General features: G+C 44.7%; 22 protein-coding genes and 2 pseudogenes. 6 read left to right on the top strand and 18 right to left on the bottom strand.

Annotated features, from left to right (window positions below; translation table 11 throughout):
• Positions 1 to 47 precede the first annotated feature (47 nt).
• The 3 genes from WM46_RS22600 to WM46_RS22590 all read right to left on the bottom strand — a co-directional run bounded on the left by WM46_RS22600 (position 48) and on the right by WM46_RS22590 (position 2017).
• Positions 48 to 464: a hypothetical protein gene (locus WM46_RS22600; protein ID WP_102603413.1), complete on the bottom strand. Its 417-nt coding sequence runs from the start codon at positions 462 to 464 to the stop codon at positions 48 to 50.
• A 454-nt stretch (positions 465 to 918) separates the two neighbouring features.
• Positions 919 to 1134, bottom strand: coding sequence for a hypothetical protein (locus tag WM46_RS22595; RefSeq protein ID WP_102603412.1), 216 nt, complete (start codon positions 1132 to 1134; stop codon positions 919 to 921).
• The gene (locus tag WM46_RS22590; RefSeq protein ID WP_102603411.1) at positions 1127 to 2017 is read right to left on the bottom strand and encodes an integrase domain-containing protein; all 891 of its coding nucleotides are present in this window, start codon (positions 2015 to 2017) and stop codon (positions 1127 to 1129) included. The genes WM46_RS22595 and WM46_RS22590 overlap by 8 nt, the downstream gene beginning before the upstream one ends.
• Positions 2018 to 3044: 1027 nt before the next feature.
• Between WM46_RS22590 and WM46_RS26525 the strand changes: the two genes are divergently transcribed.
• Complete coding sequence (locus WM46_RS26525) at positions 3045 to 3395, top strand: FxLYD domain-containing protein (protein ID WP_222859953.1); 351 nt, start codon at positions 3045 to 3047, stop codon at positions 3393 to 3395.
• Between the two features lie 84 nt (positions 3396 to 3479).
• On the opposite strand, the gene WM46_RS22570 is transcribed toward WM46_RS26525, so the two are convergent.
• Positions 3480 to 4094 carry a hypothetical protein gene (locus WM46_RS22570; RefSeq protein WP_102603408.1) on the bottom strand — a complete coding sequence of 205 codons (615 nt, stop codon included), beginning with the start codon at positions 4092 to 4094 and terminating at the stop codon, positions 3480 to 3482.
• Positions 4095 to 4368: 274 nt separating this feature from the next.
• Here WM46_RS22570 and umuD point away from each other — a divergent pair, with 274 nt between their 5' ends.
• From umuD to WM46_RS22550, 4 genes and pseudogenes are all read left to right on the top strand, one after another.
• On the top strand, positions 4369 to 4797 hold the full coding sequence (gene umuD / locus WM46_RS22565; protein ID WP_102603407.1) for a translesion error-prone DNA polymerase V autoproteolytic subunit: 429 nt from the start codon (positions 4369 to 4371) through the stop codon (positions 4795 to 4797).
• Positions 4797 to 4898: pseudogene (locus tag WM46_RS22560) on the top strand (hypothetical protein); the annotation flags it as partial. The gene umuD and the pseudogene WM46_RS22560, both read left to right, overlap by 1 nt.
• A 297-nt stretch (positions 4899 to 5195) precedes the next feature.
• The gene (locus WM46_RS22555; protein ID WP_102603405.1) at positions 5196 to 7019 is read left to right on the top strand and encodes an ATP-dependent nuclease; all 1824 of its coding nucleotides are present in this window, start codon (positions 5196 to 5198) and stop codon (positions 7017 to 7019) included.
• A gap of 408 nt (positions 7020 to 7427) precedes the next feature.
• Positions 7428 to 8228: a Cof-type HAD-IIB family hydrolase gene (locus tag WM46_RS22550; protein WP_102603404.1), complete on the top strand. Its 801-nt coding sequence runs from the start codon at positions 7428 to 7430 to the stop codon at positions 8226 to 8228.
• A 56-nt stretch (positions 8229 to 8284) separates the two neighbouring features.
• Here the strand turns inward: WM46_RS22550 and WM46_RS22545 are convergent, their stop codons facing one another.
• From WM46_RS22545 to WM46_RS22530, 3 genes are all read right to left on the bottom strand, one after another.
• Positions 8285 to 9049: a DeoR/GlpR family DNA-binding transcription regulator gene (locus WM46_RS22545; protein ID WP_102603403.1), complete on the bottom strand. Its 765-nt coding sequence runs from the start codon at positions 9047 to 9049 to the stop codon at positions 8285 to 8287.
• Positions 9050 to 9684: 635 nt separating this feature from the next.
• Positions 9685 to 10242, bottom strand: coding sequence for a recombinase family protein (locus WM46_RS22535; protein ID WP_102603880.1), 558 nt, complete (start codon positions 10240 to 10242; stop codon positions 9685 to 9687).
• Positions 10239 to 11261 (bottom strand): tetratricopeptide repeat protein, encoded by a 1023-nt coding sequence (locus WM46_RS22530; protein WP_187394421.1) that lies wholly within the window; start codon positions 11259 to 11261, stop codon positions 10239 to 10241. The genes WM46_RS22535 and WM46_RS22530 overlap by 4 nt, the downstream gene beginning before the upstream one ends.
• A gap of 217 nt (positions 11262 to 11478) precedes the next feature.
• Here WM46_RS22530 and WM46_RS22525 point away from each other — a divergent pair.
• Positions 11479 to 12045: pseudogene (locus WM46_RS22525) on the top strand (DUF4158 domain-containing protein); the annotation flags it as partial.
• A gap of 458 nt (positions 12046 to 12503) precedes the next feature.
• Here WM46_RS22525 and WM46_RS22520 read toward each other — a convergent pair.
• From WM46_RS22520 to WM46_RS22470, 11 genes are all read right to left on the bottom strand, one after another.
• Positions 12504 to 12887 (bottom strand): hypothetical protein, encoded by a 384-nt coding sequence (locus tag WM46_RS22520; protein WP_262360417.1) that lies wholly within the window; start codon positions 12885 to 12887, stop codon positions 12504 to 12506.
• Between the two features lie 187 nt (positions 12888 to 13074).
• Complete coding sequence (locus WM46_RS22515) at positions 13075 to 13437, bottom strand: YcgJ family protein (RefSeq protein WP_102603400.1); 363 nt, start codon at positions 13435 to 13437, stop codon at positions 13075 to 13077.
• Between the two features lie 243 nt (positions 13438 to 13680).
• Positions 13681 to 14025, bottom strand: coding sequence for a Dabb family protein (locus WM46_RS22510; protein ID WP_102603399.1), 345 nt, complete (start codon positions 14023 to 14025; stop codon positions 13681 to 13683).
• Between the two features lie 175 nt (positions 14026 to 14200).
• On the bottom strand, positions 14201 to 15109 hold the full coding sequence (locus WM46_RS22505) for a VirK/YbjX family protein (protein WP_102603398.1): 909 nt from the start codon (positions 15107 to 15109) through the stop codon (positions 14201 to 14203).
• Between the two features lie 370 nt (positions 15110 to 15479).
• Positions 15480 to 15962: a hypothetical protein gene (locus tag WM46_RS22500; RefSeq protein ID WP_102603397.1), complete on the bottom strand. Its 483-nt coding sequence runs from the start codon at positions 15960 to 15962 to the stop codon at positions 15480 to 15482.
• A complete protein-coding gene (locus WM46_RS22495; protein ID WP_187394420.1) occupies positions 15959 to 16786 on the bottom strand; it encodes a transcriptional regulator in 828 nt (275 codons plus the stop codon). The genes WM46_RS22500 and WM46_RS22495 overlap by 4 nt, the downstream gene beginning before the upstream one ends.
• A 174-nt stretch (positions 16787 to 16960) precedes the next feature.
• Complete coding sequence (locus tag WM46_RS22490) at positions 16961 to 17875, bottom strand: DMT family transporter (RefSeq protein ID WP_102603395.1); 915 nt, start codon at positions 17873 to 17875, stop codon at positions 16961 to 16963.
• Positions 17876 to 18054: 179 nt separating this feature from the next.
• On the bottom strand, positions 18055 to 18378 hold the full coding sequence (locus tag WM46_RS22485) for an ANR family transcriptional regulator (protein WP_102603394.1): 324 nt from the start codon (positions 18376 to 18378) through the stop codon (positions 18055 to 18057).
• Between the two features lie 125 nt (positions 18379 to 18503).
• Positions 18504 to 19205, bottom strand: a complete 702-nt coding sequence (locus WM46_RS22480; RefSeq protein WP_102603393.1) for an aquaporin — start codon at positions 19203 to 19205, stop codon at positions 18504 to 18506.
• 85 nt (positions 19206 to 19290) lie between these two features.
• Positions 19291 to 20586 carry an FKBP-type peptidyl-prolyl cis-trans isomerase gene (locus WM46_RS22475; protein WP_187394419.1) on the bottom strand — a complete coding sequence of 432 codons (1296 nt, stop codon included), beginning with the start codon at positions 20584 to 20586 and terminating at the stop codon, positions 19291 to 19293.
• 10 nt (positions 20587 to 20596) lie between these two features.
• Positions 20597 to 22318 carry an O-antigen ligase family protein gene (locus tag WM46_RS22470; RefSeq protein ID WP_102603391.1) on the bottom strand — a complete coding sequence of 574 codons (1722 nt, stop codon included), beginning with the start codon at positions 22316 to 22318 and terminating at the stop codon, positions 20597 to 20599.
• Positions 22319 to 22325 lie beyond the last annotated feature (7 nt).

The following is a 22325-nucleotide window of genomic DNA, read 5'->3' as shown; positions in this document are numbered from 1 at the left end:
GGACAGAAGTCCCGTTAGGGTGAGAAAATATTCGATTAATAAGGCCGTCAGGCGATGTCAGAGAAATGGGCGCTCTGATAAAACATTTCGCGCAATTGTTCTGTAGCTTCGTCCAGCTCTTTTTCCTCGCAAGACCTGGTAACGCCCTGAAGAAAAGCCGTATTCCAGTGAAGACTGTGAACATCTGTCCCCAGAAGCGTAAGCTCGCTCACTGCTTCTTCGACAAAGGTATGTTTTATGTAGCCATGCTCAGTTGCAAAACCAACTGTATGCGCGACATGTCTGAGAAAAGTCAGGTAATCAGGAAGGCCGTCAGAAGGAACCTGAGGATCTGCGTCGACCTTGTGTTTGTTATCCAGACGAACGTTAAGCTGAGTTTTAACGTAATCCACAATAATTTTTGCAGAAGTAGGCGAGTCACAACTCAGTAACGCGAGCGGATTGATCATTCTGGTGTAATGCATGGGTACGATTCCTTATGAATAAAGGGAACCGTCCCAAAGGGAAAGTATCCCTCAGGGTTAGAATCAGGCCAAAAATGCCGGATGAGTAAATCAGGTGTTTAGTAGTGTGAAGTGAAGTAGAAAGGACCTTAACTCGTACGAGTCTCTGTTTTCAAAGGTTAACAGATTTAACAAACCACCCGAAGGCGCCACTCTCAGGTTTGCGTGGCATTGGCATGTGATTACCCGAAGGCGCCTGTCTCAAATCACTCAGGCATTGGCAGTTGTCAGAGACAACGTTAGCAAATTAAGCGTACACAATTCCCGCATCTTCGGCAAGAGTGTCAACGCAAAGATCTTCCCATATTGCGGTGTAAGCCCGGGAGATGAAGTCTTCAACAGGAATGCCACTACTGCTCTGTTTAAATTGACCAGAGCACAGGATGATATTTTTACGTATCATAATCGTTTTCCCTTAGATTTTACTGATAATTTCAGACAGTGCACCATGGATGAAATAAAAACAAGCATCAGCACGGGTGAATTTATCGCCGTAATGTGCATGAGCCTCCTGTGAACAGGACACTTCGTAGTACCCTCTGTCGATAATACGTGCAATTCTGTCCTTCAATTTAAAAAATGCACATCCAGTAACCAAATGGTCAGCAAAAACAAAAAGATTTTTACTCATTGCTCTCTACCTTATTATAAACACGGGCCACATAATGCCCCCTGCCATCCCCATGTCCCAAATCCATTGATGCGAGAGCCTGTGCCTCTTCTTTACTGAAACCATTTTTCATATGAAGATTCATAACATCAACAGAATAGGCATAACGCAGACTATGCGGTGCATATTTCCCTGTTAAGCCTGCTTCACGAACCACATTGCGATAACGTTCGATTGCTGTGTGTAATGAAGGCTTGTCGATTAACTTCCCGTTATTTTCTTTCAGATGTTTCAGCGCAGCATTGATTGCGGAAAGTGTTGCTTCACGATCTAACACTGTCGTATCTCTGGGACGTCCTCCTTTTGTCCCGAATACAACACGAATTTTTTCGTCACCATTAAACAAGGCTTTTTGCCAGGTTCGTAATGATTTTGCAGACTGTACTGTTTCTTCCGTTCGTAAACCAAGTAACCGGGATAGCCTCAACGCATATGCAACACCTTCATCTTTTTTTTCCACACTCGTCAGTACCTGCCGGAAATAATTTTCGGGGATGGCCACCTTAGTTCCGTCCCGGCTGGTTTCTGAAATACCCAGAGCCTGGTTACTCAGTTTTTCATGCGCCGGATTAGCCATAAATGTTTTACCTGCAACCCGTAGCAAAGCCCGGATAGCTGACATTTCATTCTGAAGTGTGCGTCTGGAAATCTCTTCGGAAAGACGGCTTTTCATATACAACTCGATATGCCCCGTCCTGATGTTCTTAATATCTCTAATCTGGACGTTAAGTTTTAATAAACGTTCAGCAAACCTGTCCGCAATTTTCATACGGTCAGAAACAGTTTTAAAACTTCCGCCAGCCTGTCTGGCAAGCGTTTTTAAATTCTTATTCAGTTTTGCCATAGTCAACTCTCCATTAAACAGGTGTCAGTGCTTTTCCGTCTGCGTGAACGGAAAAGCACTGACACCGGCTGCGCCACAGCTACAGACGATGAATTTCACCCCGACGGCACGGTTTATGGTTGCGCTTCCTGCGTCTCGACAGATATCTGTGCATCGGGGCGGCGAAATGTTGAGTTATTGCGAAGCTCCCCAGGTCTCTGACCTGTTCGCGGTTTGCACCGGGCTGAAATTAATCAGTCTGCTTCCACACACCAGTTGGTTGACTGGTGTCGCCATCGATACCGTGTCGATTTTTCTCCTCTTTGAATGAAGTCCTGACCCGTTTTTACGGGTAAGACAGTTGGTTAATAAATAAACAAACAGTGAATGAAGTACGTTTTTAAGGCCCTTAAAACCTTTAAGTACGTGTTGGTCAGTTAGTAAAAGAGTTGTTGAAACGGCAGTGCGTCAGCTCTGCCAGTTATGCGCTGCGCGCGTCACTTGGTACTCGTTTCACTCGTACACAAGTGACGCCGCGCTCCTCTGCTCTCAATGCGGTCGTGGAAGATGCCCAAATGTTCCAAATGGTCATACCCACGCCGCAAAGTTCGCAACGGGCTGCAGTCGTCAAAATAACGAGACGAAACGAAGAAAACAGACTGAACTGGTCTGCTTTGAAGCGCTGCTTAAAGCAGGCTATTGGTGAAGAGGAATCCTTTATCGCTATTACAACGATCCCCATTTTCAAAGGCTAACAGGTTTACCGCCCGAAGGCGCCACTCTCAGGTTTATGTGGCATTGGCATGTGATTACCCGAAGGCGTCCCTCTCAAATCACCGGGACATTGGCATGTTGCATATCTGCAACGTTACAACGAGAGCATCTTAGATCATGATCGTAATCGGTTTCAACCAGATCTTAATGGGTAATTCCGTGTGTCGGATGTATTACGGGAGGCAAAAAAATGAAGAAATGTACTATGTTGCCGATAATTACTTGTTGTAATGCGGGGCCGTTTAAAAATGATATAGCTAATATGGAGTAAGACATGAGACGTTTTTCTGGCAACTTTGTTTCTTTAGTAATTGCCCTGGCTGTAAGCTTCGGATGTGCAGCTAAAGATGTGGAAAACGATAAAGTGGTTTTAACAGACTTACATTTGGAATCGCTTCCGAGTGGTATTTATGCGATTACAGGTCTTGGTAGGAATAAGTCCGATAAAGTCATCAAAACAAATTTTGTTAAATTCAATTTATTACAGAATGGTATAATTACAGACTCAACCATTGACACAGCAAGTGGTATTAAACCTAATCAGCAATGGAAAATATTCGCACCGGTTAATATCATTAATGGCAAACCGGATGAATTCGAAGTAATCGATATATTATCCAAATAATTAAATCGGGCTGATATTCGTCAGCCCTTTTAACTTTTAACTTTTAACTTTTAACTTTTAACTTTTAACTTTTAACTTTTAACTTTAGTTAAATCGGAGAAAGCCAGCTTTCAACATAAAATCTTCACCAATAACTTGAGGGTGGAATCTCACATCTGTGTCTTTTAAATTATTACCATCACCAACAATAATCCCGCCAAAATCTGGTGAACTTATTAATGCTTCATGAAAAGCATTGACCTCGAGGTTTCTTTGCCTTAATAAGGCTATCAACCTGGTTGTGCACAAGGTCAAATCAAGTATTTCCATGGAAGGTAATGTTAGCCATGCGTGGATATTCACAATATCAGGAACACCATTCCTGAGACTGTTGTGGAAAAAACTATCTTCCTGTCTGAAAAAAGCCTCATCCCCTTCTGTTACATAACCAAATGTCAGAGCACATGGACTACCTATAATTTCAGATAAGACAGGCCGCATTAAATAACCTGTACTGATACATTGTGCAAAAAAATCAGTTACTGAAGGAACGCCATGTTGCTCATTAAATTTCTTTTGAAGACTATTCAGAACGCTGGACTGTTTTTCTTCAGAATCCAGATAGAATTCATTTACTACATTTATTTTTGGACATACACACCCCAGATGTTCTGTAAAGCTGCAAGCTTTCAAAAATGCCTCTGTGTAGTCTTTGCTCATTTCATTTCCTTTTTATTTAATCTCTCTATGGAGATCAGTTGAATTCAGGACTTACGTCAACCTATCAATAATGGTACACATCTAACTAATTATGCTCTTATCCTGTGCCCTTCCTACGCGGTTGCCCACAATGAGATACTCACGAACCCAGTAATGCCGATCTTATTTTTCATGCAATAACATACGATTACTGTAAACAGCGCTGACAGGACTTGAAAGCCTCCAAAAAAGATCAATAATACTGTTTATCCGTACAGTATCATTGAGGTGTAGTATGCTTCGCTTTGTCCCTGCAGCATCCAGTCCCGAGTCGTTTACCGCTCCCCTTTTCACTGAGCGATGCCCTGCCGGGTTCCCGTCCCCGGCGCAAGATTACATCGAAGCCGAACTTGATCTAAACGAATACTGCATTCAGCGACGAGGCTCCACTTATTTTGTAAGGGCCATCGGTAATTCAATGACAGATATTGGTCTTCATTCAGGCGATTTAATGGTAGTAGATAAGGCAGAACCGCCACGGCATGGCGATATCGTCATCGCGGAAATCGATGGCGAATTCACCGTAAAACGACTGCTGCTCACGCCACGTCCGGGGCTACAACCAATGAATCCTGCGTATCCCACGCTATGGCCAGAACCAGAACAATTACAAATTTTTGGCGTTGTCACAGCCTTTGTTCATAAAACTCGCGGAGCAAAGTAATGTACGCTTTGGCAGATGTGAACAGCTTTTATGCGAGCTGTGAGAAAGTCTTTCGCCCGGACCTGCGCGGCAGACCGGTGGTGGTGCTCAGTAATAACGATCTGAGTGGTGATAAGTGTTAGTTAGTTTCGTGCTTTTCAATTCTTCAGCTTTGAAGAATTGAATGGTCCGCTATGAGCGAGGAGCGGGCGTTCGAACGTATCAGTTATGTTGCTTTGATTGGTATCCAGCTTCTATCTACTGAGGTTATGTCGTATCTCCCGCAGAAATTCGCTTTTCTCCACTAATTTATACTTGCCCGATAATTAATTTAGCCATAAGTTATTGGAGGTTCATAAACCTCTTCAGTTTAATTTTAATGAAAAGAAATCAATCTTCCAAACACAGCTGAGGTAAAGATGAGATTAGATAAGCTAACAATAAGAAATTTTCGGAAACTTAAAGATTGCGTTGTAAACTTTAGAGATACTACTTTTTTGATAGGTTCTAATAACGCAGGAAAGTCAAGTGTTTTTAAAGCTCTTGATTATCTACATAAAAACTCAAACGTATCTTCGGATGATTATTCAAAACATTATAATGAAGAGCGAGAAGATTTCATCAAGGCTACTGAGATAGAAATAATAGGTGAATATCATAATATTCCAGACATCGCAAAAAACTGGGTGGGTTTTAAGGGGCGAGTCATAAAAAACAACTCACCAGCGGAAGGTGAGAGTGAAAATATGATAGTTTACAGAAAAGTATGGAAAATTGATGCGGGGAAGCCGGAGGTTTACTTAAAAGAATACACTAAGGTTAGGTCAGAAAAATATTCATCTGCAACAAAGCCCAGTGATCTTATTGGTGATGATTTTGATTTGGATACTCTATCCCTGTACTTTGGCCCTGATAATCTCGATTTATTGTTTACACATAAAAATAACAAAGAAAAATATAGTGATTTACCAGAATTATGGGATGTTGATACTACCAGTGAAGTGACTTGGGTAAAAAATCCGGGAGGGATTCCAGGGAATATATTATCAAAACTGCCAAAGGTTATAATTGTTCCTGCAGAATCATGCATATCAGAATTAACAAGCCAGAGCGGTGCCTTACTAAGTTTATTAGTCGATCTATTTAATGAGGTTAGACAAAGTTCTGATAATTATTCACAAGCACAAACATATTTGGCCGCTCTTGCTAGGGAAATGAACCCCCAAGATAGAGATACCCAATTTGGCCAGTTGATGGATCAACTCAACTCGATGTCACATAGCCTTTTCCCAAATACATCGATACATGTATCTGCCAGCCTTGATGATGCTGATAAGAGTATCAAACCACTCTTTAATGTCGAGATGGAAAGTAATGTCAAAACAGCTGTCAGTTATCAGGGACATGGAATGATAAGAACGACAGTGTTTCAGTTGTTAAGGTTTATCCAAGATTTTTTAAATAGGACATCAGAATTACCCAGAAGGACAATCCTTTGTTTTGAAGAGCCAGAGCTTTTTTTGCACCCTGCTGCATCTAATCAACTTAGAGATGCTCTATACGACTTTGCAGGTGAAAATCATCAGATTGTAGCTACAACACATTCTCCATATATGATTAATTTAGGATCTGATAAAAAAATCAGCCTAACCAAGTTTTCAATAAGTGCAAATGGGTTTTCAGCCACTAAATCATTCAATCTTGAAAAGGCATTTACCGATCTTCAATTAGATGAAAAACAAAACTTGAAGATGTTATTAAAGGTAGATGATTATATTTCACGATTATTTTTCACAAATAAGTGTATTTTTGTTGAAGGTGATACCGAAGAGGTGGTTGTTCGAGAAACAATCAAGCGATTATCACCGCGTGACAAAGCTATTGTCATCGGGAATTGTGAGTTGTTAAGGGCGAGGGGGAAAGCAGTTCTCATATCTTTAGCTAAGTATTTAAATGCGTTAGATGTTAACTACATAGTCATGCATGATAGAGATCGTGGAACTGAAAGGGCAGAAGCCATGAATCCTATAATATTATCCGTAACTGGACCTGAACGCCGAATAATGGTCGAGGAATGTATTGAAGATATCCTAGGTTATTCACCTCCGAGTAGTGAAAAACCATATAAAGCATATAAACATATAGAGGACAACTGGTCATCAGATTTTGTAAATTTACCGGAAAACTGGAAACAAATATTTATTAGGCTTCATTCCCCGCATCTTGATCATTTAGCGCTTTAAATACTTCAAAGAAACTGAGATTCCCTGTAGAACTTCGGGAGCATTCAGAGTTGTTGATCTGCTCCCAGTTTACTTAGCCAAAAGCTGTGTCAACGTCCGCTTGTGGCACTTAGCGGACAGCCCAGTTGGCTGCCTGGTCCTCTATGAGCAAGGATCAGAAGTTGGCGCTGGCCATCTCTACATATTGCTGTTTTTACTTTACTTGCCTCTGCTGCAGATATAGAAAGCGTGATTGATGCCACTTAGCATCAGCTAATGGTGTATAGTATCGATTCTCTTATACAAACCAAACACAACTTTACACAATCAAGCATTGAATGTTACCTTGGCGCTTGCTTTATTTGCAGCAAGTTTCTCATCACGCGTGATGAGAAACTAAATCTTAATTAAAAGGTTCAAGGTGAAAAGATGATCAAGCTGGTTATTACAGATCTGGATGGGACATTTTTGAACAGCCAGGGCGAATATGATAAAAAAGCCTTCGGAAAAACCTTGGCAATTATGACTGAGAAAGGAGTGCATTTTGCTGCATGCACAGGAAAACAGTGTGAAAGAGTGGAGGAGTTGTTTGGTGACTTCAGCAAGGATATCTGGATCGTTGGGGACAGTGCCACACGTATAAAGCACCAAGGAGAATTTGCCTTTCAGTCACTTATTGATAATGCGTTAGGGCTTGCAATTATCAATACACTTCAAGAGGTCAGCTTATCTCATGTTGTCATTGCATGTACACCGGATGGTGCAGTGGTTCGCTCAGATATCCCTCAGCGGCTTAAGGATAAAGTCAGACGCTCCTATGCACGCATTATTGAGACAGATGACTTCAGTAGCGTTAAAAGTGATTTTGTAAAAATCACTGTGTTTGATGAGAACGGAAACTGTCCGCAAACCCGTCCACATCTCTCTCCTTTCGAGGATGATGTCTATATCGTGGTCTCGGAGGCCGCATGGATAGACATAGCCGGTTATGGTGTACACAAGGGAAGTACAGTACAAAAGCTTCAAGAAATCCTGAATGTCAGTCCGGAGGAAACAATGGCCTTCGGTGACGGATATAATGATCTGGAACTTCTGGCTCAGGCAGAGTACAGCTTTGCTATGAGAAATGCTTTTGAGGAGGTTAAGAATGCGGCGCGTTTTGTCACCGGAACTAATGATAATAGTGCCGTAATGGAAACCATCAACAGCCTGCTTGCGTTACAATCCTGAGTAATATGAACGGGAAGGTGTTATTCACATGCCTTCCCCCGAGAACAAGGCACATGTCAGCCTGCGATTTCAAGCCGTATATTTGTATGAGCTAGTAAATCTGTATCCGTCAGACTACTTGCCACGACAATATCAATATCTTCACATGACGCGACTTTATACCGCGCGACCTGGGGCATTTTATCCGCAATAACTGCGGCAATAATCTCATTGCTCTGCCTCATCACCTCTTTTTTAAAGCAGGCATCCTCATAGTAAACAGCTGTCAGTCCGGCCTGAATATCTAATCCGCAAACGCCGATAAACATCTGGTCAAACAGCATCTCTCTGACATGAATAAGAGGCTCTGAACCCAGAATGCTTCCTGTCTGAGGATTGAGCTTCCCGCCGAGCATGATAACTTCCCCCTGCAGACGTCCACTCAGGGCGGCTGCTATCTGCGGAGAATTTGTCACAATGGTAAGATCGAAATCCGTAGGGATAAAATTCACCATAGTTAGATACGTAGAACCCCCGTCGATGAAGATACAGGTCCCGGATTTGATGAGTTCCGCGCAGCGTTTTGCCACACCAGTCTTTTCCTCGATGCTGTGCATCACCCGAGTTTCAAAGCTTGCTGATTGTTTAAACTGGCTTACAGCCCCTCCGTAGACCTTTTTACACATTCCCTTACGGACCATCGCCTGCAAATCCCGGCGTATAGTGTGCTCAGACACACCCAGTTGGCGGGCAATATCAGAGCCAATGACCCGACCGGTCTGCTGTAACATCTGGTAAATCACTTCCTGTCGTTGCTCAGGTAAGGCGTCATAATCAATCATTTTTCACCTTTAAATAAACATAACATTGCAAAAATGGACACAATAGAGCATTGTGGTATACGATCATAATACACGTGTAACGTAACCAGGCTGTTATCTTTTAAGAATGTTCATCATGAGGGCGGGGAAATGTGTGAGCCAGTATGCGCGGAGAGATTTGAACAGCGAATTGCGAACCTGGAAAAGCTCAGTTCTGTCTGGTTTAAAGCTCATAAACATAACACATTATCGGCAATGCTTGTTCTCTACTTCAAAGAGGCACAATCAGGCAGCTTAAAAGATTACTACGACTGCATCCTGGATGATTCAGTGGAATGCCTTACAAGGGTTCTTCCGCAAATTGCAAACACCCTGTCGAGGGGTTTGAGGGCCAATGGAACGAAAACGTACGCTAAGAAGGTAATTCATTGTTTAAATTGAAATTTAATGTTCTCAGTTCCCCCTTCAAAATATCCTCCGGTAGCGTGAACGTATAATGCCCCAGCATATTGATATGCCCGTGCATCAGTGGGGATAACCGGGCGATATCTTCACCACCGGTTTCTTCTCCATTACGGACCAGCGGGAGCATTTGAACAGAAACTTACGGTTTCACTCTTTGTGGAGCATGCAAACCGTAATTTCCTGAATGTGTGCTAAGAATGTTTTGATGCTGGCAACCAGCGATACAGCGTCGGTACGGAAACACCGAGATCTTTGGCTACGTCTCTGGGAGGGATACCGCTGGCTAATAGTTTTTTAGCCGATTCAATTTTACTGCTGGTCATTTTGGGTTTTCGCCCACCTTTACGGCCGAGTTGCTTTGCTGCATCAAGCCCGGCACGGGTACGTTCGATGATCAACTCTCGCTCCATCTCTGCAAGGCTGGCCATCACATGAAAAAAGAAACGCCCCGCCGGTGTTCCTGTATCAATAGCATCTGTGAGACTTTTGAACTGAATGCCCTGTTTGTGCAGTTCACCAACCATATCAACAAGCTGTTTTACGCTACGACCCAGACGATCGAGCTTCCAGACAACCAGTGTATCGCCTTCACGGAGCATTTCTAGTGCACGGGTGAGCCCTGGACGTTCAACTCGTACACCGCTGATTTTATCTTCATAGATTTTTTCGCACCCGGCCCTGGTCAGAGCCTCAGTTTGTAAATCAAGGTTCTGATCTTGTGTAGAAACCCGTGCGTAGCCAATCATCATACGGGTGACCATCCAAAACTGTGCATCCACGGCCAGATTTCCTGCCCTTGTCTGCTTTTAACCTTCTTAACGATCTTTGTGGAAAGCCGATGATCAATTCCATTCAGCAACTGCCGCTGGCGGTCAATAATTTGCCCCCTGGCATCAAAATCCCGTTCACTGAAGAGGTCCTCAGAACATTTCATTAGCGAGGCACGTTCAGTCATAACGCTGGAGTGGTTAAATAACCAGCGTACAAATACCAGCGCTTCAGGATAACGAAACCACAATTCACCATACATTTCTATATAGTCCGTCGCCGTTTCAGGTTCCGCGAAATTAGTCCCGTGCCATATCGCTAACGGTATCGGGTTAAAATTACCGCAAAGCATTTCGGCAATGTAACTGTTTGCACTGAATCCGTGTCGAAGTGCTGTTGCAGCTTTAACCCAGTCTTTATTAAGAATATGAAGCAGGGCCAGCTCGTAGCAGTAAGGTGGATAATCATCGGCGTATTCATCAAAAATATTAGCCGCTCGTTCTTTGTCGCCGGCGCGCAATATTTCCGATCCCAGCAGATAGCGACTTCCCTGATTGTCATTTGGGTTACAGGCCAGCATCTTATCAATAAGCGTGGCCGCATCTTTATGGCGCCGTAAGCGCACATACGCCAGCATGGCTCCCTGCAGGGCGCGAAGATACGGACGATTCTCCACATATCCCCATTCAATAACACCTGAAAAATTTTCAGGGATAAGTCGGTTACCTGCTGCCAGCCCGGTCAGGGCGGCATCCAGTGCTTTTTTGGGCTTATCCTGCTCCAGGAAGGCAAATGACAGGTGTGCATGAAGATCGATAAAGTCCGGTTCCTGTCTGATGAGACGGTTCAGTTCGGTAATATAGCGTTTATCATTCATCTCGCCGGACTGATAGGTATCGAGCAAATCATCGAACTCATCCAGCAAAGGAGCAAACCGTTCATCCGGGTACACGAAACAGCCGAAATCGTCCTGTACTTCAAACCGCAATCTGTTTTCCATTTTTCTCACCTGTCTGCTGATTTTTTTATCAAAACCCGTTGAGAGCATAGGGAATTAAGAATAGAGTTTCAAGAATGGATTTCGAGAATCGATAAGCCCTGAAACTACGTTATGCACAAAACGACAGATTTGATTCTCACAAACCAGGGTTTTCTTTACTGTGTGAGGGCTATGTTCCCCACAAACATATCAACGGGACGGTAAACTTCAGGAGGAGGTGACGGTGTCAGCAAACGAAAGATTTCTGACTCAGCGACAACGTTACCAGCCGGTTACGTTGCCACAGGATTTCTCTGACGAGGAAATGGCGCGGGACTGGACGCTAACCACATCTGATCAACAGGAGATTGGTCGCTACCGGGCCCGTTCCCGTCTGTTTATCGCCATTCAGATTTGCGCCGTCCGTCTTTATGGCAGATTTATCCAGGACATCGGTAACGTGTCACCACGCATTGTGAGCTACCTGAATAACCAGCTTGCCTTACCACCATCACTGAGTGTTGTTTCACCTGAGCGAGAAGCGACGCTTGCTGAACAACGTAAAAATATACTGACCTATCTGGGCTTTATCCGTTATGATGAAAATATTCAGTCGGACCTTAAAATCTGGTTAGTAAAACAGGCTGAGAAAGGTTTTTTACCGGATGACCTGTTTCTTCGGGCTGGGCAATATTTACTTTCTGCCAGGGTAATTTTGCCTGGACCGACAGTAATTGAACGTCTAATCATCAGTATCTGTGCTCAGGTACATGAGCGAATGTTCGAAACTCTGTATAACCAGCTATAAGTAACATTGTTAAAGGGTTACGTGAAAATGGTGAGGTTATTGATGATGACGTATTAGCCCATATATCTTTACTACCCTATAAACACGTATTACCCAATGGAACTTACTTTGTTGATGGCGAACCTTACGTTACTGAGCCTAACGAAAGGGCAAAACCGTAAGTTTCTGTTCAAATGCTCCCGCTGGTCCATAACGCTCAGTCTTTAATTATCCTTTAATAACAATAAGTTAAAGTGCTCTTAAGAAACATTATGTTAAATTGAATTTATGACGCCCAATACAGGCTTACTCCCTTGACTCATAATGCATCCCTCGCCTTTTCTGCACGCCTTCCATCGTGCCCTGTGTGAATTCTGCAAACTGTTGGCGGTTATCCTGCGTCAGATTTCACGTAGCGCACGCATTAAAAACCCGGCCACTGTGACCGGATAAGCCGACGGGACCTGCGTTTTTCACTATCTGGCGGCAATTACCGCATCTGCAATTTCCACAAAACCAGCACCTCCCGGGCCACGGGTAATCCACTGCGGAGGTTTCGGGATTTGATCAAGGTAATCTGATACCGTGCTCACTCCAACCGTATGTTCAAAGAATGAAAACATCGGCGCATCATTCGTCGAGTCGCCGCTATACAATACGGCAGAACGTTCGGCATCAATGTCGAGATCGTAAAAATCCCTGAGCACTCGTCGGGCCATAGATAACTTGTCATATTCTCCAGACCAGCCAAGAATCCAGAGATTGTTTACGGTGGTTGTAGCACCTGCTTGCGTCAATGCGTTAAGTATTAATGAACACTGATGGGCTTCTGGCGGTTTAGCAAAGGCAATGGACGTCATCCTGAAAGGTTGATCGTCGGCAAAATGAGCGGCAGGAATTTCCCTTTTTATCTGTTCCCCAATTTGCGTCAGGCGCTCAGCGACGTCAGGATATTTTTCTGTGCCGTGCCAGAAGCGAGGGGCTGAATGGGGTAAGCGATCGCTGCCAGCAATGAAAAAAACTAAGGGATCTGCCAGGTCCCTTCACTCATTGGGCAAACAGCCACTGTGTCGTTTTGCTGTCGATTTTACCGGAAGGTTTACCGTCAGCACCAAAATAGCGGTCCTGACGACACTCGTGTGCTTTGGTATCACAATACACGCCATTGGCAAATGTAAACACCGTGCGGTCAAACTCTTCCTGCGCAGCCAGTTGCTTCCCTTTTTTCGCGCCCAGGTATTTCGTTGTCAGTACATCTGAAATACCTGTCGCATCAGCACAAAAATACGCATCGCAGACGACACCTTTTGTCGGAGAACGCAGTGGGTTGTGTTCTGCCGCCCCCGCCAGAACAGAGAAGCCGCTCCCGATAACCAGTAACAGCGCGGTAAATGCAGTTTTTTTACTCATCAGTTTTCCTCTACCGGAAGTCAGCGTACCATTTTAAAAGCGAGGTACCCGCGGTTCCCTGCGATGTTTCGATATCGTGATATACAATAGAGTCTACGTAACATTAACCAGCACAGTCAACACTATTGATAATGCTGTGATTAAAAGAAAAATAAAGCACGACGCCCCAAATGAGTAATTCATTATATCTCCTGCAAGGGATATCAACCTGAATAAACTGACATTTAATATTAAATACTCTTTTTATTTTTTATCGCTCATCTGGTACAGTATTGCATTTAAGCTATCAACCCCAGTTTCGTAATCAAACACAATAATATCCTGTAGTACTGGAAGGAATAAACTTTTAAGTTCGTCGTGTGCAGGATGGTGCAAGTATCGTTGACGTGCAACTTCATCCTGAAACGTCATCATAACGCAGTGTGTAAATCCAGCATCCTTCCCTTCCTGGCTATTATTCCTCCCCCACTCCACACCCAGAACCCCATCAACATAAGTGGGGATTTGCAAAAATGAGTTCTTTACTGAAATCATTTTTTCAACTGACACTGAATCGGTAAACGCAATAAACAAAATATGACGAATCATCGTTACCCCTCTTTATGTAAAGATATAAACATGTTCCGTTCAGATAAACAGAAAGCTAGCGCAGAAATGTGGAATATCGTTAGTTAAATACAAATAACAAATTAATTAACCTGAGGATATCAACTCGTGATCACTAAAACATATCAGACCATAAAACATCAATAAACATATTATCCTAATTGAGCTTTTCACTTATCATCTCATTAAGAGTATCAAGCATTTTATATCTATTCCTGTATTCAGATCTTTTCTTACTGGGAATGGATTCAATTTCTTTACGTTCTGTTATTAATGGCAGCATATACACATTATCAATTTCAAGACCATTTATTGATTTCCAGAATTCACTATAGCTCGCAACAAACGAGTTCTGTTTATGTTTTAAATATCTTGACTCTTTATAAACATGGTTGTTTTCACCTACAGCAAATACACTTTCAATACTAAATTTTTCTATCAGAACACAGAATGACTCATACAGAATTCGCTTTGGAAAAATACCATAACAAGCCCTAGTCGCCTCACGTACTGGGCCTGTACCCGTTCCTTTTTTTGGACCTTGTAAGCCAGCAATGAATGCAACATTTTTATTTCTGTATTTAATGAAAGCAAAAGAAAGCATAGCAAGCATTTGCCCATTGAAAAGAAAAGTCAAAGTAATCTCTCCCTCCCGGTCAAATTCACAGGGGCCACACAGAATTTCAATTAATTCGCCATTTTTCCCCCGAAGCAGGGCTAACCTTGTTGTCTCACCCGATAACAATATTTTTTTTGCCCGTACTGATTTTGTATTTTGTAAAAACATATAATGTTCGATTATACAATCAACTCGTTTCGAAATTCTCAACCCCTTATATAAATAGGGGCGTTGCAACTTCGTGGGTAACAAGGGATGAGTTTCAATTAAACACTTTGCGTTATCCAGAGAACATAGCCCCTGAAAATATTTTATTGTCACAAATGGATGACAAAGACAACGAGAAAAAAACTTCAACCGAAACTTCGTCTCAGTCCATCGCTTATGTTTAAGCCACTGCCCCTGAACTAATAACGTTATTAGTTTCACTGTATTAATAGACTGCATGATTACTCCCGGTTGATTATATATTCGTAGATTAGCAAAAAAAACATAAACGGATATTAAATGTCTTTAATTAAAATAGTAGAAACTTCCACTGAGTGGCGTAACAGAACACCTCTGCCCAAAGTTAATAAACATGACTACCAGACCTTCTGAACATAACGAGAAGTCATGAAAAGTGATTATAACGAGGGGGGTGGATAACACCATACAGGCTCGTTAATTATAATTTTGATGGGGCTATATACTATAGCTCAGGAGAATTTACAGGTTTACTGGCATACTCCTGCAGAATAAATACTGTCGTATAAGTCTAATCCAGAACCCATCACATGTTTTCATGAATGTTTATCCTTAGTTTCCCGGAATGAAACTATTCATTTGTACAAATAAAATAGGGTGTTCTCGAGGAGGAGAACAACCATGCTTTTTCTGTACCTTCTAACTTTTCAACTCTAATCATATAGTTTTGTGTTGTATCATCAGTAAAAAAGGTAGCAATATATTTCCTCATAACATCCATCGGAGTCTCTTCACTAAAAGAAAGAGAGTTTTTTCTCTTTGTTAACTTCAGGTTCATTCCATTGGTTTCATATGATACTAATTTAGTTATCCAGAATGGTGCTATTTCTTTTCCCTGTTTAAAGTATTTACCATTAAGTGTAATGATACCTTCGCCCTCAGTAAGTTCAAAACTGACATCCATTTTCAGAGTCTCATCTCCGGAATGGATATGAAAATCTGAACCACAGGTTAACTCGGGGATGCGCTGGAATACGCGCCCTGCGCCCCCCCCCCCCATAACTGCAGATAATATTAATAAAACTGACAATGCATATACGGTACGAACTTTCATTGATGTCCTCCTTCGTAATACTCTGATATACACAGTGGTAACTCTTTATGTTTTTTAGAATATAAAGGAGACACACATCTCATCACAGAAAAATGCTCTGAAGGAGGGAAGTTAACGATATACACCCATTTTTTATTGTGATCACACCCTGCATTATTTATTCTGATAAAATCATGATAATACTCATCAGTTTTAAACGTAATATTACGATATATATTACATTTTTTATCCAGTGAAATGTCACGTATTGCTTCCGGGCGATGTACAGGAATACCCTTTTCTTGCATGAAGTTATAACACAACAGAAATGCGATTACAGATACAATACTCGCACCACTGAGAATAACTCCTCCGTATTCTTGTCGTGCATCTCTTCCTTTTTTTTCCGGAGTTGTACTGACATCATCATAAACCCCTCCCTGATTTATTGTGGCACACTCTTCCGCCAGAGTATCTGCTGTAGTGTTAAAGAGTTCACTGTCCACTTCGTCAGTAACACCGATATCACCAACAAAAATAACCCCTCTTTTATGAAGGGTTTTAATGACCTGCTCGTCAAGTCCTGCATTAGCGAAGGCCTTTCTTAAATGAGCAATATTCTGGCTCAGTGTATTTGATGCTACAACCATACCTCTTTCCCGCCAGACTTTCTCGAGGAAGTACTGGTAAGGGATTATTTCTCCTGGTTTTTCAATCAGAACCTGCAGACACAAACTGGCAGGAATCGGAAGAGTGATTTTCCCTGATGGATTGTTCTGTGTATATATGCAATGGTGCATTTTATCGTACACAACAGAATCGTTAACTATTATTTTATTGCTCATAGATAGCCATGAATTAATTGCAAATGAAATCATTAACAGGGCATTGAATTATCGTCAGTTTAATCTATTTCCCTGAAGAAAAGCAGAGTATATACCATCTGGCTGTATCTGTGCATATCTACCGAAATCGTTACAAAAATATTGAAGTAAAATATCCGCATTCCTTTGTGAATGCTATTTTACAGTAGTTGCTGCCACCTGACTTGACGGGTGAAGTACCATCCATGCGCCTGCCAGAAAAGGAACGATCATAACCTCAGATGTCCCTGAAACTGCATTTCCGGTCAGGACCGTATCAAAACTGATAGCAACCAGAGGAAAAACGAAATAAACGAGTGAGGCATGGAACGGGGAGATGATCTGCTGAAGTTTAAAATATGCCATTATGCCAGCAACACCTGCAACGATACCAAGGTAGCTGATGGCAGCAACAGCCCCGAAACTGAAAGAGTAACTGTCTGGATGCTCTTCCAGAATGCCGTACAGGATAAGTAATAATGAAGCCAGAAAACACGGGATTGCATTACAGGTTAACACCGAAATATCTGAACAATATTTTCTGCACTGCACATACATAATAGCATGGCAGGCAACAGCAATCAGTATAGCCGCAACGCCTTTCCAGCTTTCAACCTTCGCAGTACCAGACTCTGTGGTAATTATCAGGCACAAAGAGAGCATGACTATTAATGTCCCAATTATCTGTAATCGCGTAACTTTTTTCCCCATCAGCATAAAAGATGACACAACAACAGCTACCGGCATAACGGAAAAGATAAGAGCCGTTATTCCCGGGGAGACCGTTTCCTCACTGTATATCATCAGAAAGAAAGGGAGAGCAAAATAAAACACAGCAAGCATCATCTGGAATTTCCTTTTCCCTTTCGGAAACAGTAAGGGTTTCCCTGAAAATTTTGTCATCAAAATCAATAATGGTGAAGCCAGAAGGAAACGTAAACCGGTTGCCAGAGCGGGTGTAAAGGATGTCAGGGCAAATTTCATTGCCATCCATGTTGTTCCCCATGTCAGTGAAACGGCGAGAAACAACACCCCAGCAAATATGCGTCTGGAAAGGTCATTTTTTATCATGCAATATCCTTACAATTATTTTTTGTGTTTTATAGAAAAGGTAAATAACATTATGCATCTAACAACACATTTTTCTGAGGTGTATGCAAAAAAATCCTGTGAGGTTTTATGTTTAATTCGTTACTTTAATTAATGTATTAAAGACGTCTTTCCTGATTATGGGGAAATACCCAGTCACATTACGTAAACTTTGTATCATACACCATAGTATCCTCACCTGATGCAGCCTCCTCATTCATTTTGATCCGGTAAGAATTTAGCTGGCACCTTGCCATCCTGCTTTCACACCAGTCCCGATTTATACCCGTTGCAACCTGCATGGCATCCATCCAGAGTTTTGCTCCAATATGGTAATTCCCGGCTCGCTCACTATATGCCGCTGCTGCTGCGATTTTTCGATACCGTTCTAGCATTGTCTGGTTCAGAAACTGCTGCATTTCCTGCTGCTTAATTTCTTCAACCGACAGATTATAATCTTCATTCACTTTATCTCTTTTTTTCATGACCAATTTCCCCAGAATTTATTTGGATACTGTATAATCTGAACCTGCAACAGCCCCCTCCGACAAATACACACGCAGCTGACGGCAGAAGCCTTTCCAGCGTACACATCAGTGCGTCCGTAACACTATCCGGTAGTTACAGGCTGTGCAGGAAATAAAAAGCGGGAACACACTCCGCCGGCAACAGAACCAGAAAAGGGAGCCAGCAGGAACACCCACTGCTGCCTGAACCAGTCGCCTCCGGCAAAAATCGCCACAGCAATACTTTTCGCCGGGCTGACCATGGCATTATCTACAGTTACGGTCAGCATTGACGTCAACATCATTGCGCCTGCGGCAACCAGATAACGACGAGACTGCCCGGAACCCTGGACCAGGATAATCAGAAAAAAAGCCATCACACATTCAGCCAGTGCAACGCCTTCAGCGGTAAATCCTCCCGGTGAAAGAACATCATAGCCGTTACCGGCAAAACCCTGATGAACATCAAAGGACGGGATCCGGCATACCATCAGGAAGAGTATACCTGCCCCCAAGATACTGCCGACCATCTGCGCCAGAAGGCCATACAGACAGTGCAGGAATGACAATTCACCCGCACTCCAGCGCCCCACGGCTATAACCGGAGTAAATCCGGCAAAGGCTTTTCCTCCCAGCCCCCACCCGGCAGTCATCATTCCCAGCCCCCAGGCCAGACTAATTCCCAGAAAACCCACGCCAAGAACCGGAAACCCTGCTGCGAGCACCGCTACACCGCTACCACACAGCAACAACCAGGCACTTCCCAGCCCCTCAGCCAGCAGCGACACCACGCTGATTTTTTGCATACACACTCCCGGCTTTTCTGTACCCTGAGGTACGGACGTCAGATACAGCGTTCCAGAAAAGCTATCCGTTTCACTGTTATCCTGCTTAATCGTTTACACTCTTTACCGTGATATCAAATATCAGGGTGGCTCCCCCCGGGATAGTGGGAGGTAACCCGGCATCGCCGTACCCTTTGCCGGGTGGAACCACCACCGTCAGTCGCCCGCCGGGAGATATTTTCTGGAGGCCGATTACAACCGAAGGTAGCAGGGCTCCAACTTTTACCTTACGGACCTCTCCACGCAGACCGCTACCATCAAAAACAGTACCGTCAGGCAGAGTTCCAGTTACCTGAATTTCGGCAATATCAGTCGTACGCAGGTGACGCCCTTTCCCTTTTTCTTCAATCCGGTACCATGCCCCGGCATCGCTGTAGGTTCCCTTTTCCTTACTGAACGCAATTCGGTATGCCTTACCCTCAGCCTCCTGATGCTCACGGGCATCACTGGCCCGCCGCGTATAGTCGCTGTTAAGCTCCGCCATCGTCCGGTCCATTTCATCCTGCGTCATTTTCAGGGAACGTCGTAATGCCATATCCTGAAGACCGGCCATCACATAACGTTCGTCCAGCAGTATCCCCAGTGACTGCTGCAGGGCAATTGATCCCTTGATTTCCCTCCAGACAGAGACACCACTGGCATATGCCCGGCGCTGCTCATCTGTTGACAGCGTTAATTCCACACTGCTGTCCTTTTCCGTACTGACTGGGGCACGGGAGTCATCTGCTTGCGTTGAGGACAGGCCCGTAACTGGCACAGGCGGTTCGGCCACTGATGGTGAAACAGGTGGAATATCACGCTTACTGTCATTATGGGATTTCGGCTCTGCCAGTGTATCGTCTGTTGCTGGTACAGTGACCTCCGAATCCGATGGTAATTCCGTTGATGTTGACGTTGAGTCAGCATTCGGCTCTGATTGCGGTGCCGCTTTCACATCCACTTCGGCCCCCGGGGGTCCCGGCGAAGCAGAACTGTCAGGCTGAGCCAGCACCTGAGATGGCCCGGCCTTACTGTCAGTCTCATTACCCTGAACAGGGGTGGAGCGCTCCGCCAGACGTGCCTGTAGAGTCTGTAGAAGAGACTGCTGAGCGGCTATCTGTTTCTGTAAAGCCTCCACCATGGTGGACATTTCATCAGCCTTTTTCGTGTTATCAGTATCAGCTCCCCCCTCAGAAATGGTTGCTGACTGGAGAGGCAGACTGTCCGGTTGCTCCCCGGCAACTGCCGGCACAATCTGACCGGATAAAGCGCCGATCAGCACCGGAACAACAATGTTATAACGCAAACAAGCCCAGAGCCGTTGCCGAAAAGGCACGGTATTCTGTACGGGAAACCGGGACATAATCTTTCCTTTAATAGTTTTCATCTTGTGTTGTAGATACTATCGGCTCGTCAGGGGTAAAGCGGCGATCCCATGGTACACGGCGCATACCTTCTTCCCAGACACGTTCAGCTTCATCGGATTTCCCTTGTTTATCCAGTACTGTAATGTACATGCTGTATACATTCGGATCGGGATGGCGGATCAGGTAGTCCCTGAAGAAAGACTCCGTATCCGCCAGGATGGCTGAATCTCCTGTCTGCGCATACTCCTGCCACCGATGCACTGTCCGGGCAAAATGTACCGAATCCTTCATATACCAGGGGTTAAGCCGAACAGTATGCTCAAGAGCAGTGATATCATGGCCTGAGGACTGTCTGGCCTGCTGCAGGGTCACCGCCACCACAGTGCTGGTTGCAGCAAACCACACCAGTGCAGCCCCGGCGACAAGCATCAGAGTACGGATACACACAGTGGTAACCACTCCCGGTTCACACACTTCAACCCGCACGCTGGTTGCCAGACGGGCAACGGCCATTCCTGGCAGCATTACGCTGAGCAGGAAATGCAGCGGAGACTGATACCAGGGCGTACCACACAGAGCAAACAGAATCACCGGCAGGGCACAGACCAGACCACTGAGGGCATCGCTGTCTGCGTGACCATAGCCACCCACTCGTGCAGCCTGACGGAACAGACGAACCAGTATCCGTCCTCCCCAGAACAGAAACAGCAGCAGACCTGCGACGGCAACAACGCCCCCCTCAACAGCCCAGTACAACACCTCGTTTCCCGGATGTGAGACTACATAATGTGGATGAAAAGCCATCATCTCACCGGACAGATTCAGGCCATCAGGCAACATCCCTTCGAAGCGTCCATATCCGGTACCGCTCAGGGGATGAGCCATCAGCAGAGCCAGACACGCCCGCGTGACGGGTGCCAGTAACAGCCATGCGGCCGGCAGGCTAAGGAAGACTGTACTGGTCTTTCCTCCTGTCTGTATATACCAGGCACTCACCCCGGCAACAGCCAGCACCAGGCCGGCCAGGAGAAGACGACGACGCAGCCCCCGGGCACAGGCCAGCAACATAACCACGAAGACCACGCCCACACCAGCCAGGCCCGGCACGCTCTGACACAGGGTGAGGGCATACATCAATACCGCCAGCAACACCAGGGTCAGCAACCTGGCACGAAACAGCCAGAAGTGCAGGGCTGCCGCAACGGCGACAGCCAGAAAAGTGGCCATGAGGTCAGGAAGCAGCGCACCGCCCGGTACCCAGCCACCGCCGGCAAGTGGGTGCCAGACTGAAAATCCGGCCGGCCAGTATACGCGCAGGAACACACTGAGGGCGCAGGCGACGCCAGACAGAGCCAGCAGGCGGAAAACCAGCCCGGCCTGTCGTTCCGTCACTGTTCGCCCTGCCATCCAGCAGAATAAAAGTCCGCCGGTCAACAGTGCACCGGTACGGCTCAGGGCTCCCCATACATCAGCCTGTTCAGGCATCCACAACAGTGGAAGAGTTAGCAGTCCCCCCGCGCACCACAGGAACCAGTCCCGGTGCAGGCGGATATCCGGCAGACAGGCCGCCAGCAGACACAATAGTCCGGCCAGCGCCCAGCCGGCATGCTCCTGCACAGAAATACCGGTGTGCAGGAGCCATCCCCAGGGCACATATAACAGGGCAAAACAGAGCAGTGCACCGGCAAGAATACCCGTCTGCCCGGGATACTGACGTGTTTCAGTCATCAGATTA

Source organism: Citrobacter freundii complex sp. CFNIH2, assembly GCF_002880615.1.
Lineage (GTDB): Bacteria > Pseudomonadota > Gammaproteobacteria > Enterobacterales > Enterobacteriaceae > Citrobacter_A > Citrobacter_A amalonaticus_F.
The sequence above is the reverse complement of the archived record's forward strand: the minus strand, read 5'-3'. Positions and strand labels throughout refer to the sequence as shown.

What these genes read in the sequence shown, in the direction of transcription:
- WM46_RS22600 (WP_102603413.1), bottom strand. Translation starts at nt 464, where the DNA reads ATGCATTACACCAGAATGATCAATCCGCTCGCGTTACTGAGTTGTGAC.
- WM46_RS22595 (WP_102603412.1), bottom strand. Translation starts at nt 1,134, where the DNA reads ATGAGTAAAAATCTTTTTGTTTTTGCTGACCATTTGGTTACTGGATGT.
- WM46_RS22590 (WP_102603411.1), bottom strand. Translation starts at nt 2,017, where the DNA reads ATGGCAAAACTGAATAAGAATTTAAAAACGCTTGCCAGACAGGCTGGC.
- WM46_RS26525 (WP_222859953.1), top strand. Translation starts at nt 3,045, where the DNA reads ATGAGACGTTTTTCTGGCAACTTTGTTTCTTTAGTAATTGCCCTGGCT.
- WM46_RS22570 (WP_102603408.1), bottom strand. Translation starts at nt 4,094, where the DNA reads ATGAGCAAAGACTACACAGAGGCATTTTTGAAAGCTTGCAGCTTTACA.
- umuD (WP_102603407.1), top strand. Translation starts at nt 4,369, where the DNA reads ATGCTTCGCTTTGTCCCTGCAGCATCCAGTCCCGAGTCGTTTACCGCT.
- WM46_RS22555 (WP_102603405.1), top strand. Translation starts at nt 5,196, where the DNA reads ATGAGATTAGATAAGCTAACAATAAGAAATTTTCGGAAACTTAAAGAT.
- WM46_RS22550 (WP_102603404.1), top strand. Translation starts at nt 7,428, where the DNA reads ATGATCAAGCTGGTTATTACAGATCTGGATGGGACATTTTTGAACAGC.
- WM46_RS22545 (WP_102603403.1), bottom strand. Translation starts at nt 9,049, where the DNA reads ATGATTGATTATGACGCCTTACCTGAGCAACGACAGGAAGTGATTTAC.
- WM46_RS22535 (WP_102603880.1), bottom strand. Translation starts at nt 10,242, where the DNA reads ATGATGATTGGCTACGCACGGGTTTCTACACAAGATCAGAACCTTGAT.
- WM46_RS22530 (WP_187394421.1), bottom strand. Translation starts at nt 11,261, where the DNA reads ATGGAAAACAGATTGCGGTTTGAAGTACAGGACGATTTCGGCTGTTTC.
- WM46_RS22520 (WP_262360417.1), bottom strand. Translation starts at nt 12,887, where the DNA reads ATGACGTCCATTGCCTTTGCTAAACCGCCAGAAGCCCATCAGTGTTCA.
- WM46_RS22515 (WP_102603400.1), bottom strand. Translation starts at nt 13,437, where the DNA reads ATGAGTAAAAAAACTGCATTTACCGCGCTGTTACTGGTTATCGGGAGC.
- WM46_RS22510 (WP_102603399.1), bottom strand. Translation starts at nt 14,025, where the DNA reads ATGATTCGTCATATTTTGTTTATTGCGTTTACCGATTCAGTGTCAGTT.
- WM46_RS22505 (WP_102603398.1), bottom strand. Translation starts at nt 15,109, where the DNA reads ATGCAGTCTATTAATACAGTGAAACTAATAACGTTATTAGTTCAGGGG.
- WM46_RS22500 (WP_102603397.1), bottom strand. Translation starts at nt 15,962, where the DNA reads ATGAAAGTTCGTACCGTATATGCATTGTCAGTTTTATTAATATTATCT.
- WM46_RS22495 (WP_187394420.1), bottom strand. Translation starts at nt 16,786, where the DNA reads ATGAGCAATAAAATAATAGTTAACGATTCTGTTGTGTACGATAAAATG.
- WM46_RS22490 (WP_102603395.1), bottom strand. Translation starts at nt 17,875, where the DNA reads ATGATAAAAAATGACCTTTCCAGACGCATATTTGCTGGGGTGTTGTTT.
- WM46_RS22485 (WP_102603394.1), bottom strand. Translation starts at nt 18,378, where the DNA reads ATGAAAAAAAGAGATAAAGTGAATGAAGATTATAATCTGTCGGTTGAA.
- WM46_RS22480 (WP_102603393.1), bottom strand. Translation starts at nt 19,205, where the DNA reads ATGCAAAAAATCAGCGTGGTGTCGCTGCTGGCTGAGGGGCTGGGAAGT.
- WM46_RS22475 (WP_187394419.1), bottom strand. Translation starts at nt 20,586, where the DNA reads ATGTCCCGGTTTCCCGTACAGAATACCGTGCCTTTTCGGCAACGGCTC.
- WM46_RS22470 (WP_102603391.1), bottom strand. Translation starts at nt 22,318, where the DNA reads ATGACTGAAACACGTCAGTATCCCGGGCAGACGGGTATTCTTGCCGGT.